This window comes from Paenibacillus sp. FSL L8-0340, from assembly GCF_038593145.1.
Taxonomy (GTDB): Bacteria; Bacillota; Bacilli; order Paenibacillales; family Paenibacillaceae; genus Paenibacillus_AQ.
Genome location: NZ_CP151967.1, coordinates 1,834,529 through 1,850,617, shown reverse-complemented (window position 1 = coordinate 1,850,617; position 16,089 = coordinate 1,834,529). Strand labels below are relative to the sequence as shown.

Here is a 16,089-nt window from a genome sequence, read left to right as displayed (position 1 = left end):
GGTTCTGTTATTATACGTTTCATTGTTTTCCTTTCGTTCTGGGATCGAGCCACCACGAAATGACTTCAATCAGGAGGCTGATGATCACAACAGATATCGCACAGTAAAGCGCTATTCCTTGAATGACCGGGAAATCCCGATTCGAAATTGAAGTGAACAGCAGGCTGCCAATTCCCTTGATGCCAAACACCTGTTCAACGACCAGCGTACCGCCGATCAGATAAGAAATATTAACGCCAAGCAGCATTAGCGTCGGAAGCGCCGAGTTGCGCAGCACATGCTTAAACAGGATCACCCTGCTTGGCAATCCCGCCGCCTTCAGGGTGACTACAAAATCGGATTCCAATATTTCAAGCATCTGTGCCCTTAACGAACGTACCAGCGTAGGAATCTGCGAAAAGGCGACGGTAATCGCCGGAAGTGTAAGACTGTACAAGGTTCCTAACCACCCTTCGCCTACACCCCCAACGGGAAACCAATGAAGCCGGACACTAAACAGCAGAATCAAAAGCATGCCAACCCAAAAGATTGGCATACCCAGAGTTATTGTAGGAAAAATACGGATCAAATGATCCGGCAGCTTATCCTTGTGTGTGGCTGCAACCGTAGCAAGCAGAAGGGCAATGATGACTGCCAAGATACAGGCCATCACAATGAGCAGCAAAGTAATGGGAGCCCGCTCGGCAATCAGCACTCTTGTAGAGGTTCCGGTAATTATAGAATTTCCGGTATCACCATGTGTGAACAGCGTCTTCACAAACCGGATGAATTGTTCCCATAAAGGGAGATCCAGCCCGAGAGTATGATGCATACTCTCGAGGGCCTCAGGTGTGCTGTATTCTCCCAGAATCATTTTTGCGGGATCTCCCGGCACAATTCTGATGATGAAAAAGACTGCGGTCACTACAAAGAGGATCACTGCCAAAGCTCTTAATAGAGCGGTCACAAGCCAGCTGTAAGATGTATTCCTTCCTGACGATTGGCTTAACGGCGTGCTACTCTTCATCATTTACCGATACGGACTTCTTCAAATCGAACGCTGCCGTTAGGTAAAACTATGAGACCATCCACTGAAGATCCTACGCCTTTCAGGATATCCGGATAATATAGAGGAATGTACGGAACTTCATCAGCAAGAGTTTGCAGCAGCTTGGTGTAGGTTGCCTCACGTTCCTTGCCATCCGGCGTTTTTTGCCCTTCATATAGCAGCTTGGTCACTTCATCATTTGTGTAATGGGTCCAGTACGATTTACTGAAGCCTTCCGGGTCGGTCTGGAAGGCGATAATTGAGTTCGCTTCGGGAGAATCGGCTTGACCGCTGTTGAGCATTGCCGCAAAATCATAGGCGAAGAAACGCTCACGGAAAGTGGCCAGTTCAATGGATTCAATCTCAATGTTAATCCCGATCGATTTACCTGCTGCCTGGATAATTTGCGCCTCTTGTGCTCTTGTGCTGTTGCCGGAGGCTACAAGCAATTTTGTATTGAATCCATTAGGGAAGGCAGATTTAGCAAGCTCCGCCTTAGCCGCATCGAGATCGAAGTTCAGTGCCTTGATTGTCTCATTCGCATTATATGGAATGGTTGTCGGCAGCAATGAATTTGCAGTCTGTGCATATCCAAAGGTAAGTGCCTTAGTCAAGCCTTCACGATCCAGTGCCAGAGCCAGCGCACGACGGACATGCACATCAGAGAAATTCTTGTCCAGCGTATTGAAGAACAATTGCTCTGTCACCCAGCTGCCATTAGTTACTACTGTAGTGTCAGGGCCTTTTTTTATTTCATCGGCATTTTGCAACGCCAAAGATTCAATAGCATTCACTTCACCGGCCTTCAGCTGGTTAATGGCCTGGCTGTCATCTTCAATCAGCTTGTAAACAAGCTTATCAATATAAGGTTTTCCTTCTTGCCAATAGTTCGGGTTCTTCGTGAACGTCAGATCGCCAGCAGCATCCCACTGTTCAACAACGAAAGGTCCTGTACCTACCGGTTTCTTGAAAAACTCTTCTTCGGATACCCCGCCGAAATTGTTCGGAATTATTCCGTTGGAGAAGTTGGACAGCTCAGAGATGAACGGTGTGTAAGGCTCTTTAAGCGTAATAACAAACGTTTGATTATCCTTCGCTACAGTGGTATCAACCTTTGCCGCTATCGCCAGCGGTCCGCCAACCTTCAAATGCCGCTGTAAGGAGAATGCTGCATCCTCTGCAGTAACTTCAGTACCGTTCGAAAACTTCAAGCCGTCACGCAATACAAACGTATACGTCAAGCCGTCTTCACTGATGCTATGGGACTTGGCGAGCCAGTCCACAATTTCACCCTTGCTGTCAAAAGCAACCAAAGATTCGAATACTTTATCAATGGCAAAGGCGTTATTCGATGTAATCTGATTATGCAAATCAAGTGAGGTTACGGAAGCAGGCCGTCCATAGACGAAGGTTCCTCCCGCCGCAGGCTCCTCCGGAGTTGCGCTCTGGTTTGCCCCTTGATTCGTGTTCTGCTGGGCGTTCTTATTTGACCCAGAATTATTCTTGGAATCAGAGCATCCTGCAACCACCACTAATAATAGAAGTGCTACGGTTCCTATCCAAAATGACTTTCTAAATGCTTTAAGCTGTGACATGTCTGACTCTCCCCTCTTATAAATCATATATGTTTAGTATGGATTGTATTATGGCGTAAACCCCCTTCTCTGTCAAACAAAATATCATGGTTACGGAAAGCTAGCCTCGATTAAAACAAAACGGGACGAAGCCGGAAATCCGCTGCTTCGTCCCGTTTACTATATTGCGATAACGTGCCTAAGTCAAACATTCCGGAATCATATAATTTCCTGGAGCGCAACTTTCACTTGCATGGCCTTGTCGATGCCGGCGGTTACTGTTCCTGGCGAAGCGGGGTTCACCTCAAGCACGTTGTCAATCCCCCCCGGAACGATAACCGGAGTGACCGTAGACAGCCCGGCAGCGCGGATCACGTCAAGATCGAATTCAATCAGCAATTGCCCGGCCTTCACCTGCTCACCGGTCTCCACATGAAGCACAAAGCCTTCTCCCTTCAGGGAGACTGTGTCAATACCTACATGAATAAGCACTTGCGCTCCACTGGCATGCTCCAGAATGACGGCATGTTTGCTTTTCTTGATCACATGGGCCACGGTACCGTCGAACGGCGCGTAGACCTTGCCTTCGCTGGGTTCAATGGCGATGCCATCTCCCAATTGTTTGCCGGCAAACCCGGGGTCCGGCACCTGATCCAGAGCCACCAGTGTTCCTGTAAGGGGTACCAGGAATGTAAGGGTTCCCGGCTCATCTGCCGCCTCAACCAGATTCGGAGCAAAGACCGGGGAGGCCGTGCGTACATTCACGTCCGTGGTATTCTCAGGCCGCATCTCTTCAGACCGAGGAGGTGCTGACACTGTTCCGCCGGAGCCTGCCGTCTGCTCTGCCGGACCTGCGGACATCTCATCACGATAGCCAAACAGCCAGGTAAGCACGAAGGCTACAGCCATCGCAACCAGATTGACCAAAATGTACATCGGAAGCTGGCCGTTCAGATACAGCAGGGTTCCGGGAATCACCGTAATGGCCATGCCGTTGCCGGCCAGTTGGAACAGCGAAGCCAGGAAACCGCCCGCCGCGCCGCCGATGAGACCCATTACAAAAGGTTTCATATACCGGAGGTTAACCCCGAAGATCGCCGGTTCGGTAATACCGAGCAGAGCGGACAGTGAGGACGGCAATGCCAGCGCCTTCAGCTTGGTGTTCTTCGTCTTCAGTCCCACAGCGAGACAAGCGGCACCCTGAGCAGCCATTGCGCAGGTAATAATCGCATTAAACGGGTTGACACCCGTGCGCTCCACCAGCTGAATCTCCAGAAAATTAAAGATGTGATGCACGCCGGTCACGACCACAATCTGGTGCAGCGCCCCGATCAATAGCCCTGCAATGCCCAAGGGCAAATCAAGCACATAAGTGGTTGCATTCAGTACGCCCGTCTCCAAGGAATGGAACAGAGGGCCGATGGCGAACAAGCCCAGCGTGATCATGAGCAGCAGAGTCAGGAACGGCGTCAAAATCAAATCAAGCGCTTCTGGAATACGCTTACGTAATGCCTTTTCCAGCTTCGCCCCGATCAGTCCCATAATAAATGCCGGCAGTACCGACCCCTGATAACCTACAATCGGGATAAATCCGAACATAATCAGCGGCTCCGCCGTCCCTCCGGCAACTGCATAGGCATTGGGCAAAGCCGGATTGACAAGCATCAGCCCAAGCACAATCCCTAGAATGGGACTGCCGCCGAATACCCGGAAGGCCGACCAGGCTACCAGTGCAGGCAGGAAAGCAAAAGCGGTATCCGTGAGCACTTGGGTGAACAGCAGAAAATTGGCTGAGATATCCTCGGGCACGAGCCCGAACAAAGAAAGAATCTGCGGCTGGGTCAGCAAACCGCGCAGCCCCATGAACAACCCAGTGGCTACCAGAACCGGAATGATGGGAACGAATACGTCCCCGAAAGTGCGAATGGACCGCTGGAACACATTCCCCGCCTTTTTGCCCTGGTCTTTCAGATCTTCCTTGGAGGTGCTCTGAAGGCCCAGCTTCTCTACTTCCTCAAAAATACGGTTGACGGTGCCGGTGCCGAAAATAATCTGATACTGTCCGGAGTTAAAAAATGCCCCTTTGACTTTGTCGATGCCCTCGACCTGCTCTTGGTTAATGCTATCCTTGTCCCGCACCATAATACGCAGTCGGGTAGCGCAGTGCGCGAAGGAGATGATGTTGTCTTCTCCTCCTATAGCCTGCACAACCTGCTTGGCGATCATTTGATTTTCATTCATAACGCTATTCCTCCCCGTTGTATTCAATCTCCCATTGGACAACCCGGAACTCCGCGCTGCCGCCTTCGGCATAAAGGCGGATGCCTGTGCTTACCTGTTCAGGAAAAATTCTCGCCGAAAATACCGTTTCTCCGTCATTCATAAACACTTCAACCGATGATGTATCCACAAACATTTGCAGGGTTAGCATGCGATTCCGAAGACCGGCCATGCAGCTCCGCTCCGTCCCGAACTCCAGGGCCAGAGCTTGACCTGACTCGGAACGGTCCAGTACCACTTTCCCCGCTGCGGTATCGTAATAGATGACTGTTCTCTCATTGGGGCCGACACGGAACTCAATGCCGAAGTGTTCTGCTCCATCCTCCCGGATCTGGGCCAGCAGCTCATAGACAGTGCCCCCAAGCTCCTTCATCTCAGCTGCCCCGCTGTGTATTACCGCGTGGGCCTCTGTCATCCGCCCCCGGCGTTTGACCAGTTCTCTGGCCGGACGCTGGATCAGACGGCCGTTCTCCAAGGTCAGCTCGCGGGGCAAAGTCAGACAATGCGCCCAGCCATGCTGATCCGTAGGATAATCAATCTCTGGCAGCCCCATCCATCCGACCAGCAAACGTCTGCCGTCGGGTGCCTGGGTTGTCTGTGGCGCATAAAAATCAAAGCCATAGTCAAGCTCTCTAAATTCACCATGGCGGAAATCCCTGTCCGGCAAGCGCAACGGATCGCCAGTGAGATATCCTGACTGATAGATATTCGGGAATTTGTCGCCCTCCGGCGCAAGACCTTGCGGGGAAAACAGCAGCACCCCTGCTCCATCCAGTTCAAAGTAATCGGGGCATTCCCACATATATCCAAACTTCATCAGCCGGGTGCCAAGCTCCCCTTCAAAATGCCAATTGTGCAAATCCGGCGAGCTGTACAGCACCACGCAGCCTGTATGATCTGTACGCTGTGCACCAATGATACAGTAGTAGCCCTCCGCTGCCTTCCACACTTTCGGATCGCGGTAATGATCTGTATAGCCAGGCGGCACATCGAATATAACCGGACGCTCGAGCTTTATAACCGTTCCGTCCCGTTCCATTACAGCCAGGCACTGATAGGGCAGTCTGATCCAGTCCTCGGTACGGGTATTCCCCGTATACATCAGGAACAGCTTGCCATCCTTCTCAATTGCACTGCCCGAGAACACCCCGTGTGAATCGTATTGCCCGCCCGGAGCAATGCCGATGCCAAGGTTCTTCCAGTGCACCAGATCGGAAGAAGAAGTATGATACCAATATTTCATGCCATGCTGTGTCCCCAAAGGAAACCACTGGTAAAACAAGTGGTATTCGCCTCCGTAGTAGGAGAAGCCGTTAGGATCATTCAATAACCCCACTTCCGGCTGGATATGAAATTGTTGTCTCCATGGGCTGCGTGCGACCAGCCGCTCAAGCGCTTCCCGTTCACCCGGCTCCGCTTCTTCGATAAGACGGTACAGCTGTTTTCTATCCATTTTCATCATAGGACTCTCCACTATCTATTTGGTCTAGTTCTCTTCAACGGAACCGGTTCCAACAAGCTGAAAAAGAAAACCTCTTTCCAGCATCGCTGTGAAAAAAGGTCCGGAACCGGTTCCAATGTTATTGTATGCTGAGTTCAGTCAAATTGTCAACGCTTTCTCGCTGAATAATTTCGCAGCCGGAGACGGAGACTTTGGCGACCTCTTCTCCATTCACCAAGGCTATGATGTTCTCCGCAGCCAATTGCCCCGCTTCTCTGTAATAAAATCTTATAGTCGTCAACGCCGGATGAACAATCTCAGTGACCTCGTAATCGCCGAATCCCGTCACCGACACTCCGGAAGGAATCAGTATATGTCTGAGCGAGGCTGCTTTCATCACACCGAGTGCAATATTGTCGGTCGCGCACACGATGACTGTAGGCACCCTGTCCTCAAACAGCAAATCGGCCGCCGTCACAGCCTCGTTCATTCTGAATCCGGAGGTATAAAACCTTGCATCGCAATTTCCGTATTCGCGAAGAGCCCTTTGGAAGCCTTGCTTCCGCCTTACACCTACCGCGATGTCCTGCTCCGTAACCCCAAGATAAGCGATGTGGCGATGTCCTTTTTCAAGAATATGCTTGCCCATCAGATAACCGGCCATTACATCATCATGAATCACGCTATGCAGGTCTGCATGCTGCTGCCCGATCAGTATAACCGGAATTTTGCAGTCCCGGACGGCCTTCAGGTGCCGCTCCGTTACTTGCGCCGCCAGCAGCAGCAGACCGGAAACTTTTTGCCTCGCCATCTCATAAATGAATTCAATTTCCCGCTCCAAGTCCTGATTGGTGTTGGCAATGAGCAGCTGATACTGGCGTCCCCGCAACTCATCGTCTATGCCCATTAAGGTCTGTGAGACTGCATAGGAGTCGAGGCGCGGAACAATTGTGCCGATAATGCTGGTCCGCTTTGCCTTCAGGCTTTGGGCGAATGTGTTGGGCACATACTGGTTCTGTTTGATGATGCGTTCGATTTTCTCTCTCGTCGCATCGCTGACAGAACCACCGTTCAAATATCTTGAGACCGTACTTTTAGCCACACCCGCCGCCCGGGCGATATCAATGATAGTTTTCATTCTCAGGGCTCCTAGCTGAATTTTTCTTTCATATCCCTCTATTTTACCACATGGATACCAGTCAGCTTAATAGAACAAATCCCAGCCTAAGCCCCATTCAAAAAAAGTGCCTGCCCCTAATGCATACCGGGACAGGCACCTTCAACTTCATCATACATTTACAAGCAGATTTCTTAAACTTATTTCAAACTCTTCCAGACCCAATTCTCCACTTCCGGCAGGTCAATGCCCTCTTCACGGATATACTCATAATGCTTCTTAACCATAGCATCCATCTCATCCGCGATGGCAGTGTGTTTGTCAGCTGCAGGCAAGCTCAGAACAGCTTCCTTCGTCAGATCGAAACGGTCCATCTGATTCAGTACACGCATATCGAACGGAGTCGTGATGTCGCCGTTCTCACGGTAGCCATGCACATGCAGGTTATGATTGTGGCGGTCGAAGAACAAGTCTTTAATCAGGCCTTCATAACCGTGGAAAGCGAAGATGACCGGTTTATCCTTTGTGAAAAATTGATCAAACTCATCGTCGGATAAACCACGCGGATCAAGTTTCTGGCTTCTCAGCTTAAGCAGATCGACCACGTTGATATAACGGATTTTCAGCTCAGGCAATTTCTCATGCAGGATAGAGATGGCAGCCAAAGCTTCAATCGTAGGTTCGGTACCTGCAGAAGCGAATACAACATCAGGCTCTCCGCCTTCGTCCGTGCTGGCCCAGTCAATGATCTTGAGTCCTTTATCAACCAATTCCTGCGCCTCTTGAGCCGAGAACCACTGTGGACGCGGATGTTTGGACGACACAATCAGGTTGATCTTTTGACGGTCGTTCAGGATGGTGTCAAATACAGCCAGCAGGGAGTTGGCATCAGCCGGCAAATATTCCCGGATGAATTCCGGTTTTTTGTCAGCCAGATGACCCAGCAAACCCGGATCCTGGTGCGTATAACCATTATGGTCCTGCTGGAACACAGTTGAAGTTGCGACAACATTGAGTGAAGGGATATCAGCGCGCCAGCCTTGATCGGTTGCTTTACGCAGCCATTTGAAGTGCTGGGTAATCATCGAGTCCACAACACGCAGGAAAGCTTCATAACTTGCAAAGAAGCCATGTCGTCCGGTTAGTACATAACCTTCCAGCAGTCCTTCCGCCTGATGCTCCGATAATTGGGAATCAATCACACGGCCATACGAGGCGAGGAATTCGTCATTAGGTTCATTAATTTGATCCAGCCATTGGCGTTTGGTCACTTCAAACACAGGTCCCAGACGGTTGGACATCGTTTCATCCGGTCCAAAAATCCGGAAGTTGCGGTTATCTTCATTGAGCAGGACAACCTCTTTCAGGTATTTTCCGAGAACGGCCATATCCTGGGCTACTACTTTACCTGGAACGGAGTTATCAAGCACATAATCGCGGAAATCCGGCAGGCGCAAATCTTTGATAAGGTTGCCAGCGTTGGTAACAGGATTCATCCCCATACGTCTGTCGCCTGTCGGCAGGATTTCGGCAAGCTCTGCGTTCAAGCGGCCGTTCTCATCAAATAATTCTTCCGGTCTGTAGCTGTTCATCCATTCAAGCAAAGCTGGAGCATGCTTCATATTTTTCTGGTCAACCGGAATTGGCACCTGATGGGCACGGAACGAACCGGTATTCGGCACACCGTCCCATGCTGCCGGTCCAGTCCAGCCTTTAGGGGAACGGAAGACGAGCATCGGCCATACCGGGCGGGTAAGGTCGTTATTTTCACGCGCATTTTTTTGAATGGCTGCAATTCTTTCGACGATGGTATCGAGTACCTTCGCCATTTCCGGATGCATATGTTCAGGGTCTTCGCCTTCAACAAAAAACGGCTCCCAGCCCATGCCTGTAAAGTAAGCGGTGATTTCTTCCTTCGATTGACGGGACAGAATCGTCGGGTTGCTGATTTTAAATCCGTTCAAGTGCAGAATCGGCAAAACAGCGCCATCTGTGACAGGGTTGATGAAGCGGTTGGAGAACCATGATGCGGCCAGTGGTCCGGTTTCAGCCTCACCATCTCCCACAACAACAGCAGAAATCAAATCCGGGTTATCCAGAATAGCGCCAGCGCCGTGGGATAAAGAATAACCCAGCTCGCCGCCTTCATGGATAGATCCAGGAGTTTCTGGTGCAGCATGGGAAGCAACGCCGCCAGGGAACGAGAATTGTTTGAACAGTTTTTTGAGACCCGGGATATCCTGCGTAATTTCCGGATAAATCTCAGTATAGCTTCCGTCCAGATAGGAATTCGAAACCATGACCTGACCGCCATGACCCGGACCTTCAACATAGAACATGTTCAAATCATATTTAGTAATAACACGATTCAAATGGGCATAAATAAAGTTCTGGCCCGGAATAGTACCCCAGTGTCCGATAGGTTTAATCTTAATGTCAGCATCTTTTAAAGGTTCTCTTAACAACGGATTGTCTTTCAAATACAGCTGACCTACCGAAATGTAGTTGGTTGCACGCCAATATGCGTCAAGCTTTTCCAGATACGTTTTAGACGAATAATCGACTTTCATGGTTGATAATCCCATTTCATCCACTCCTATATATATATATTGTTGCTTATTGCCATTCTTTTTCTCTACAAATACATCATACCTCTGCTCAAAATAAATACAACCTTTTTGACAAGTGATACGGTCCAATTTTGTGAAAATTTGAACATAGTATGAAAAACTCAGGAAAAAGGCTGTCAGAACACGGTTATATTGAAATTTATGTAAATACGTTACATCCACAAAAAAGTAAAGGATACAAAAAAATAAGACCGGGAAAATTCCCGGTCTTATTTTGCTCCTTAATGAACAGAAACAAACGTATTAAATTTCAAATATTGATAATGAAACCGCATATGGGAAAATTCAAAGGGAGTACCATTGTCCAAAAAGAAAATCCCCTCCATAATGCCAACAGGTTCATTTTCTTTCAAGTGCAGCAGCTCCTGATCCGTGGACAAGGACGGCTCGGCAAAAATAGATAAAAATGATTTGGTTACGGCCAGGTTCCGCGAGTCTTCCAGATAATTAAAAATGGAGCCCTCGATAATCGTCTGGTTTAAATCCTGGACGATTTTTATCGGGATATACCCCGTCTCTATCATAAAGGGATCATCATCGAACAGGCGCAAGCGGACGATTTTGTATACAAAATCATGGGGCCCCAGGAACAAATCCCGCTGCAATTCTTTGGTTGGCGGAATGACTTCGAAATTCAATACTTTGACTTTAGGTTTCTTGCCATGCATCTGGAAATTGTCGGTGACACCCAGATTGGAACCTTCGTAATTGAAGATGGATTCGTTTTTTATGTATAAGGGGTTAATAAACGTGCCTGAACCTCGTTTTTTGAAAATGATTCCGACGCTTTCCATTTTGGTTAATGCGCGCTTGATGGAGCTGCGGCTAACCTGATACGTTTCGCTAAGACTGCGTTCATCGGGTAATCGCATATCCGCAAACTGTCCAGCAAAGATTTTCATTTTAAGGTCATCAATTATTTGCTTGTAGACAAATTGTGTCATGGAGTACTCCCTCTCAGGTCTTCTGTAACAATTGATATGTATTCAAACAACCTCTTCTGTACTAACGAAAGGGTATGGATTAAAAATCAATATTAACTATATCATAATAATGAGATGGTTTATACTTTTCTCCACCCGATTTCTGCTAAATGAGGAAGTTTTATTTCAAAGAAAAACCTGATGATCTGCCGAAATATAAGAATGTGGCTATTTTTCCGGAGAGGGGGAGTTTATTATGCATATTGAAATCGTCAAAAGTCTGATCAGCCAAGTAACTGAAGAAGTCTTCTCAGAGAACAAGGATGCTATTGAGAAGGATGGAATTCAGAAAGAAAGCGTTGAATTGGCCGTTCAGTTATCCGCCTTAACAACAATAAAGATCCTTGAAAAACTTGAACTTATTGATAAAAACTAAACGTCTGTCTATCTATATTACATACACACTGACTTAGACAAGAACGCAAGCAACCCGCAGCAAGGGAATAATCCTTACTGCGGGTTGTTTTATTGACTTATTTCACGCGGCGGACCTTTTTACTTACCATTAAAACCGCTCTTTACAAACGGGCCTTATTCACGCCGGGCGGCTGTATCTCCCTCTTCATCAAGCTGCCTTAGCTCCGCTATCTGATGCAAGTGATTCAGCATCTGCTGAAAATGATCAGCTTTTTTCTGAATCGTAAGGACAAGCATCTCAAACTGTTCGGAATCCTGTCCTGATTTCTCTATGACATGCAGCAGATCGGCATTGATGCGTTCCACATTTTCAAGGCTGCTGTCCTGGGAAACCTGTATTTTCTCCAGATGCTGGAATACCTCTTCCTCCGCTTCGACGATCTCGTTCATATAAACGGTCGATTGGCCGATCCGCTCGTTCGTCTCTGCCATGGCCCGTGTTCCATCACTGGACTTGTTGTGCAGCTGTTCTATCACGCCTGTCATCCCCGACAGCGAACCCATAATTTCTTCCACATGGCTGCGGGTCCGGTCGGCAAGATTGCGGATTTCTGAAGAAACGACCGCGAACCCCCGTCCATGCTCACCAGCCCTTGCCGCCTCGATGGCTGCGTTCAGGGACAGCAGATTGGTCTGCTCAGCGATTTCCGTAATAATGCCTGCCAGCTGCCCAATACTCTGAAAATGCTGGTTTAGCTCTTGATTTAAAGACACAAACTGGGTGAATATCGCCGAGGCTTTTTGCATTTCAGCAGATATCTGTACGTTGGCTTCCTTCGCATATTCAATTTTGTTTGAGGAAAACGCGAGACTGCCATACATTTCATTGATAAGCCTTTCAGTTTGCTCGCTGTTGGCTTTCAAATGCTCCAGCAGCCGCTGAGTTCCGCCGATCTGGCTGATCATCTCTCCGCTTCCCGCGCGCAGAGCTGCAAAATCCTCTACCATCCGTCCCTCTTCCTGGAGGATGAACCCGGTTTCGCGGCTGATCTGCTCCGCCAAGGAATAGGCATGAATGCCATAGGATAATGGCTTGGAGACGGGATTCAAATCATTACAGGTGCTTGATTGGCCGGGCATACTGTCCTTTTCTGTCTGGATGACGCTGCCATGAGTTTCTATATCCGCGTCACGGCTGCTTTTCCCCCATGAAGCACGCAGCTTGTTGATCCATTGCATAGTGAGTCCCCCTTAGCCGACCAGCAGTAATACCATTGTCTGGTTGGCATGCTTTGTGTAATATTGCTCCCCGTAGCTGATGAAGCCGGCGGTGTTCCCGCAGAACCCGATCATCTTGTCGTCAAATCCTGCCCACAAGCCATCCCGGAGGAACAGCCTGTCGCGCAGCGTACAATTGATGTTGAGTACAAAAGCAGGCTTAAACGGAATCTCACGCAGCGTCTGCTCCAGCACCACAAGCGGGTCAGCCGCGCTAAGCACCTCCAGATAAGTGCTCGGCATCAATTGGCTGTAGAAGGTAATAGACTTGTCCGGATTGATGACCATCGGAGATGCAATAATCAGATCGTCTTCGTATCTTTTGCCCAGCGGGTTGCTCAGGAAATGTCCGGCTAACAGGTCTTCCTTCACATCCAGCACACGCGCATATTCTTCCGCCGCCGGGCGGCCGTTAAACGAATATACCGTTCGTCGAAACACATCCGCTTCTGTTACCAGCAGTTTCATTCCGGTCGGAACGTATATGTTTTCTTTGATCAATGCGGTACGGGCGGTCAAGTTGAAAAAGATTCCCAGGTTGCGCACCCGGCGGCTTCCGATAAAAAGATAGGTCTCTCCGCTCTCATCATCCGCTGCGCTTCCGCCAAGCACCTTGAACTCTTGATCGATAAAATAAAGCGAGGAGAGAATCGTCTCCTCCATTGCAGCCCTTCCGTCGCACAGCAGCAGCAGAAACGCATCCACATTGTCTTTTACTTTATGGTACGAGGCCTTGAGGTTATCGCCGCTGAGCACGGGCGGGTGCAGAATCTCCACAATATCGGCGATATCCGCATCGTATTCAAACCCCGAAACCACGCCGTTCCGGTAACCCTTCGGGGTATATTCACCTTTGGTCGAACATAACACGGCATTTGCAGGTGCGTGCGGGGACAGTTCCCTGACTGCACCAGCGGAGGCGAACAGCACGAGACCACGGCTGCTTGGCTTTTCCCCCAGATAACGTTTGACTTCGTCCAATGTGTCAAAAGATAAAGCTTTCATTATGTATAACAACCTTCTTTCGCGGGAAGCTTCCCTTGTAAACTGTTATTGAAAAATTTAGCTTTTATTTTCAATTCTCTAATGGTAAAACAAGAATGGGGATTGTTGTCTGTGAGCAATGTCGCAGGCAGCTTGAAGAATCACAATTCCAAGGCTGAAAAGGCATACGCCTATAGGTCAGTTGAGCGCATGCCCGAAAGCCTGTATGATGAACGTACAGTTACCCGAAAGGACAGGAAAGAAGGTGCATGATGACTTATTCACAGCGTTCAACCCACAGCGCAGCCTCATCTGACTTCACGTATCTGGAGTACCAGATTGGCATTGCCGGGGAAGAATTGAAGCAAGCTGAACATGCCGGAAAAGCTTGTGAGGCAGATTTGAACCGGTTAAGAACCTCTCCTGCGTATGACCCGGCGGCTGATGCCTCCGAGGAGGAGAAGCTGCTGGAGCAGGCAGCCAGACAACAAGCCTTAGCCGAAGCTATCCGCACAAGTCTCGCCGGACTTGAGGATGAGCTTGCGAAGCTTGAGGATGAATGAACATCTGATCAGCCAAGTGGAAACGGATAATTTATAGCGGGAAGCATATAAATACTTTTATTTACAAAAAGCCGCCGAACCTCTCAGGGTTCGGCGGCTTTGCCGCATGCGGGTCATCGCGTAGTACGCTATTAGGTCAGTTTCACCAGACTGTAATTTTTCTTGCCCTTGCGGATGATGATGAATCTTCCGCCGATAGCGTGATCAGCTGTAATCTCCACTTCAAGCTCACTCACACGCTCACCGTTAATGGAGATTGCTCCTTTGGTGATATCCTCACGCGCCTGGCGTTTGGACGGCTCAACCCCTAAGTCCACCAGCCATTCCACGATATTTTTCGATTCAGCGGCTGTGGTATAGGTCGGCATTTCCTTGAAGCCTTCCTCGATTTCGTCTGCGGTCAGGGAGCGGATATCCCCGCTGAACAGGGCAGCGGTGATGCGTTTTGCCTGCTCCAGCAGCTCTTCGCCATGAACAAACCGGGTCATCTCTTCGGCCAGTGCTTTCTGAGCTTCCCGTTTATGCGGTTCGGTTTGTACTTTTTCGGCAAGTGCTTCGATTTCCGTCTTACTCAGGAACGTGAAGTATTTGAGGTATTTCACCACATCGCGGTCATCGGTGTTGGCCCAGAACTGGTAGAACTCATACGGCGTCGTTTTCTTAGGATCAAGCCACACGGCACCCCCGGCGGTTTTGCCGAATTTGGTGCCATCCGATTTGAGCATCAGCGGGATGGTAAGACCAAACACCTTGGCTTCGCTGCCTTCTTTTTTACGGATAAGATCCAGTCCGCTCGTGATATTGCCCCATTGGTCAGAGCCGCCGATCTGCAGCTGCACATCCTCATGCTGGTACAGATGCAGGTAATCAATCGACTGCAGAATCTGGTAGGAGAATTCGGTGAACGAAATCCCGCTGTCGAGCCGGCTGGAAACGACATCTTTGGCCAGCATCGTGTTGATGCTGAAGTTTTTGCCGTAGTCCCGCAGGAACTCGATCACGTTAATGTTCTTTGTCCAGTCATAGTTGTTGACCATACGCACCTGGTTATCACCGTCAGTAACAAACAATCGCTTCATTTGAGCAGTCAGCGCTGCAACATTCTCCTGCACCTGCTCCATCGTCTGCAGCGAACGCTCACTCTGGCGGCCGCTTGGATCGCCGATTGTGCCGGTTGCCCCGCCGATGAGAATTACCGGACGGTGTCCGGCGAGCTGGAAACGCTTCAGCATCATAAAGGGAATCAAATGGCCGATATGCATGCTGTCGCCTGTAGGGTCCACGCCGCAATAGAGCGAAATCGCCTTCGTATTCGTTAGTTCCCGCAACCCTTCCGCATCCGTCTGCTGATTAATCGCATCGCGCCATTCCAGTTCATCAATAATGTTCAACATGATACAGCCCCTTTTGTGTAATTATTCGTATTCTTTGGATTTACGTTGAAGCAAGCACAGCGGCTGGGTTTCGGAGGATTTGGCCAACAAAAAAATCGCCCCCTTGTCTATGAAGACTCAGGGACGACTATAATTAACCGTGTTACCACCCAAATTGCACGAACACTTAACAGCTGTGTCCGTACCACTTTCAGCGAGTTATCGTTCGCTTCCTTCCGCTTGGCGTTACCCAAGATACTCCGGAGTGTAATTCGCAGTCCATGTGTGTGCCGGGTTCCATCCCCCCCCGGCTTTCTGTGACAGGGACAAGGGCTGCTACTGTCTCGTTCAACGTATACCAACTATAAGATTACAGAAAGTATAGCCAATTCCAAATTTGTTGTCAATGCAGCGGCTGTGTGTAAACCTGATCTGCGTCTAATACCTTATTTACAGCACCTATTTGAAACCGGCTGCTCTAT

The 16,089-nt window shown here is 49.2% G+C and carries 13 protein-coding genes; 3 read left to right on the top strand and 10 right to left on the bottom strand.

Features of this window, described 5'->3' with window-relative positions; all coding sequences use genetic code 11:
• Window positions 1–19: 19 nt before the first annotated feature.
• The 7 genes from NST07_RS08430 to NST07_RS08400 form a co-directional block, all read right to left on the bottom strand.
• Complete coding sequence (locus tag NST07_RS08430) at window positions 20–1,009, bottom strand: ABC transporter permease (RefSeq protein WP_341091075.1); 990 nt, start codon at window positions 1,007–1,009, stop codon at window positions 20–22.
• The gene (locus NST07_RS08425; protein ID WP_341091073.1) at window positions 1,006–2,622 is read right to left on the bottom strand and encodes an ABC transporter substrate-binding protein; all 1,617 of its coding nucleotides are present in this window, start codon (window positions 2,620–2,622) and stop codon (window positions 1,006–1,008) included. The genes NST07_RS08430 and NST07_RS08425 overlap by 4 nt, the downstream gene beginning before the upstream one ends.
• Before the next feature lie 198 nt (window positions 2,623–2,820).
• Window positions 2,821–4,842, bottom strand: coding sequence for a sucrose-specific PTS transporter subunit IIBC (locus NST07_RS08420; RefSeq protein ID WP_341091072.1), 2,022 nt, complete (start codon window positions 4,840–4,842; stop codon window positions 2,821–2,823).
• Between the two features lie 4 nt (window positions 4,843–4,846).
• Entirely contained in the window at window positions 4,847–6,340 is a 1,494-nt protein-coding gene (locus NST07_RS08415; RefSeq protein ID WP_342481362.1) for a sucrose-6-phosphate hydrolase, read from the bottom strand.
• Between the two features lie 121 nt (window positions 6,341–6,461).
• Window positions 6,462–7,460: a LacI family DNA-binding transcriptional regulator gene (locus tag NST07_RS08410; protein WP_341091068.1), complete on the bottom strand. Its 999-nt coding sequence runs from the start codon at window positions 7,458–7,460 to the stop codon at window positions 6,462–6,464.
• Between the two features lie 179 nt (window positions 7,461–7,639).
• Window positions 7,640–10,024 carry a phosphoketolase family protein gene (locus NST07_RS08405; RefSeq protein ID WP_341091067.1) on the bottom strand — a complete coding sequence of 795 codons (2,385 nt, stop codon included), beginning with the start codon at window positions 10,022–10,024 and terminating at the stop codon, window positions 7,640–7,642.
• A 266-nt stretch (window positions 10,025–10,290) separates the two neighbouring features.
• Entirely contained in the window at window positions 10,291–11,013 is a 723-nt protein-coding gene (locus NST07_RS08400; RefSeq protein WP_038588026.1) for a GntR family transcriptional regulator, read from the bottom strand.
• A gap of 235 nt (window positions 11,014–11,248) precedes the next feature.
• Between NST07_RS08400 and NST07_RS08395 the strand changes: the two genes are divergently transcribed.
• On the top strand, window positions 11,249–11,428 hold the full coding sequence (locus tag NST07_RS08395; RefSeq protein WP_038588023.1) for a hypothetical protein: 180 nt from the start codon (window positions 11,249–11,251) through the stop codon (window positions 11,426–11,428).
• Window positions 11,429–11,583: 155 nt separating this feature from the next.
• Here the strand turns inward: NST07_RS08395 and NST07_RS08390 are convergent, their stop codons facing one another.
• Both NST07_RS08390 and NST07_RS08385 read right to left on the bottom strand, forming a co-directional pair.
• Complete coding sequence (locus tag NST07_RS08390; protein ID WP_341091064.1) at window positions 11,584–12,648, bottom strand: methyl-accepting chemotaxis protein; 1,065 nt, start codon at window positions 12,646–12,648, stop codon at window positions 11,584–11,586.
• Window positions 12,649–12,660: 12 nt separating this feature from the next.
• Window positions 12,661–13,692: an FIST N-terminal domain-containing protein gene (locus NST07_RS08385; protein WP_341377753.1), complete on the bottom strand. Its 1,032-nt coding sequence runs from the start codon at window positions 13,690–13,692 to the stop codon at window positions 12,661–12,663.
• A gap of 81 nt (window positions 13,693–13,773) precedes the next feature.
• Here NST07_RS08385 and NST07_RS08380 point away from each other — a divergent pair, with 81 nt between their 5' ends.
• Window positions 13,774–13,944: a hypothetical protein gene (locus tag NST07_RS08380; RefSeq protein WP_341091060.1), complete on the top strand. Its 171-nt coding sequence runs from the start codon at window positions 13,774–13,776 to the stop codon at window positions 13,942–13,944.
• The gene (locus NST07_RS08375) at window positions 13,941–14,234 is read left to right on the top strand and encodes a hypothetical protein (protein ID WP_341091059.1); all 294 of its coding nucleotides are present in this window, start codon (window positions 13,941–13,943) and stop codon (window positions 14,232–14,234) included. Before NST07_RS08380 ends, NST07_RS08375 begins: the two co-directional genes overlap by 4 nt.
• A 131-nt stretch (window positions 14,235–14,365) precedes the next feature.
• On the opposite strand, the gene tyrS is transcribed toward NST07_RS08375, so the two are convergent.
• Complete coding sequence (gene tyrS / locus NST07_RS08370; protein ID WP_341097592.1) at window positions 14,366–15,625, bottom strand: tyrosine--tRNA ligase; 1,260 nt, start codon at window positions 15,623–15,625, stop codon at window positions 14,366–14,368.
• Window positions 15,626–16,089: the final 464 nt, after the last annotated feature.

What these genes read in the sequence shown, in the direction of transcription:
- NST07_RS08430 (WP_341091075.1), bottom strand. Translation starts at nt 1,009, where the DNA reads ATGATGAAGAGTAGCACGCCGTTAAGCCAATCGTCAGGAAGGAATACA.
- NST07_RS08400 (WP_038588026.1), bottom strand. Translation starts at nt 11,013, where the DNA reads ATGACACAATTTGTCTACAAGCAAATAATTGATGACCTTAAAATGAAA.
- NST07_RS08420 (WP_341091072.1), bottom strand. Translation starts at nt 4,842, where the DNA reads ATGAATGAAAATCAAATGATCGCCAAGCAGGTTGTGCAGGCTATAGGA.
- NST07_RS08395 (WP_038588023.1), top strand. Translation starts at nt 11,249, where the DNA reads ATGCATATTGAAATCGTCAAAAGTCTGATCAGCCAAGTAACTGAAGAA.
- NST07_RS08380 (WP_341091060.1), top strand. Translation starts at nt 13,774, where the DNA reads ATGGTAAAACAAGAATGGGGATTGTTGTCTGTGAGCAATGTCGCAGGC.
- NST07_RS08425 (WP_341091073.1), bottom strand. Translation starts at nt 2,622, where the DNA reads ATGTCACAGCTTAAAGCATTTAGAAAGTCATTTTGGATAGGAACCGTA.
- NST07_RS08385 (WP_341377753.1), bottom strand. Translation starts at nt 13,692, where the DNA reads ATGAAAGCTTTATCTTTTGACACATTGGACGAAGTCAAACGTTATCTG.
- NST07_RS08415 (WP_342481362.1), bottom strand. Translation starts at nt 6,340, where the DNA reads ATGAAAATGGATAGAAAACAGCTGTACCGTCTTATCGAAGAAGCGGAG.
- NST07_RS08405 (WP_341091067.1), bottom strand. Translation starts at nt 10,024, where the DNA reads ATGGGATTATCAACCATGAAAGTCGATTATTCGTCTAAAACGTATCTG.
- NST07_RS08390 (WP_341091064.1), bottom strand. Translation starts at nt 12,648, where the DNA reads ATGCAATGGATCAACAAGCTGCGTGCTTCATGGGGGAAAAGCAGCCGT.
- NST07_RS08375 (WP_341091059.1), top strand. Translation starts at nt 13,941, where the DNA reads ATGATGACTTATTCACAGCGTTCAACCCACAGCGCAGCCTCATCTGAC.
- NST07_RS08410 (WP_341091068.1), bottom strand. Translation starts at nt 7,460, where the DNA reads ATGAAAACTATCATTGATATCGCCCGGGCGGCGGGTGTGGCTAAAAGT.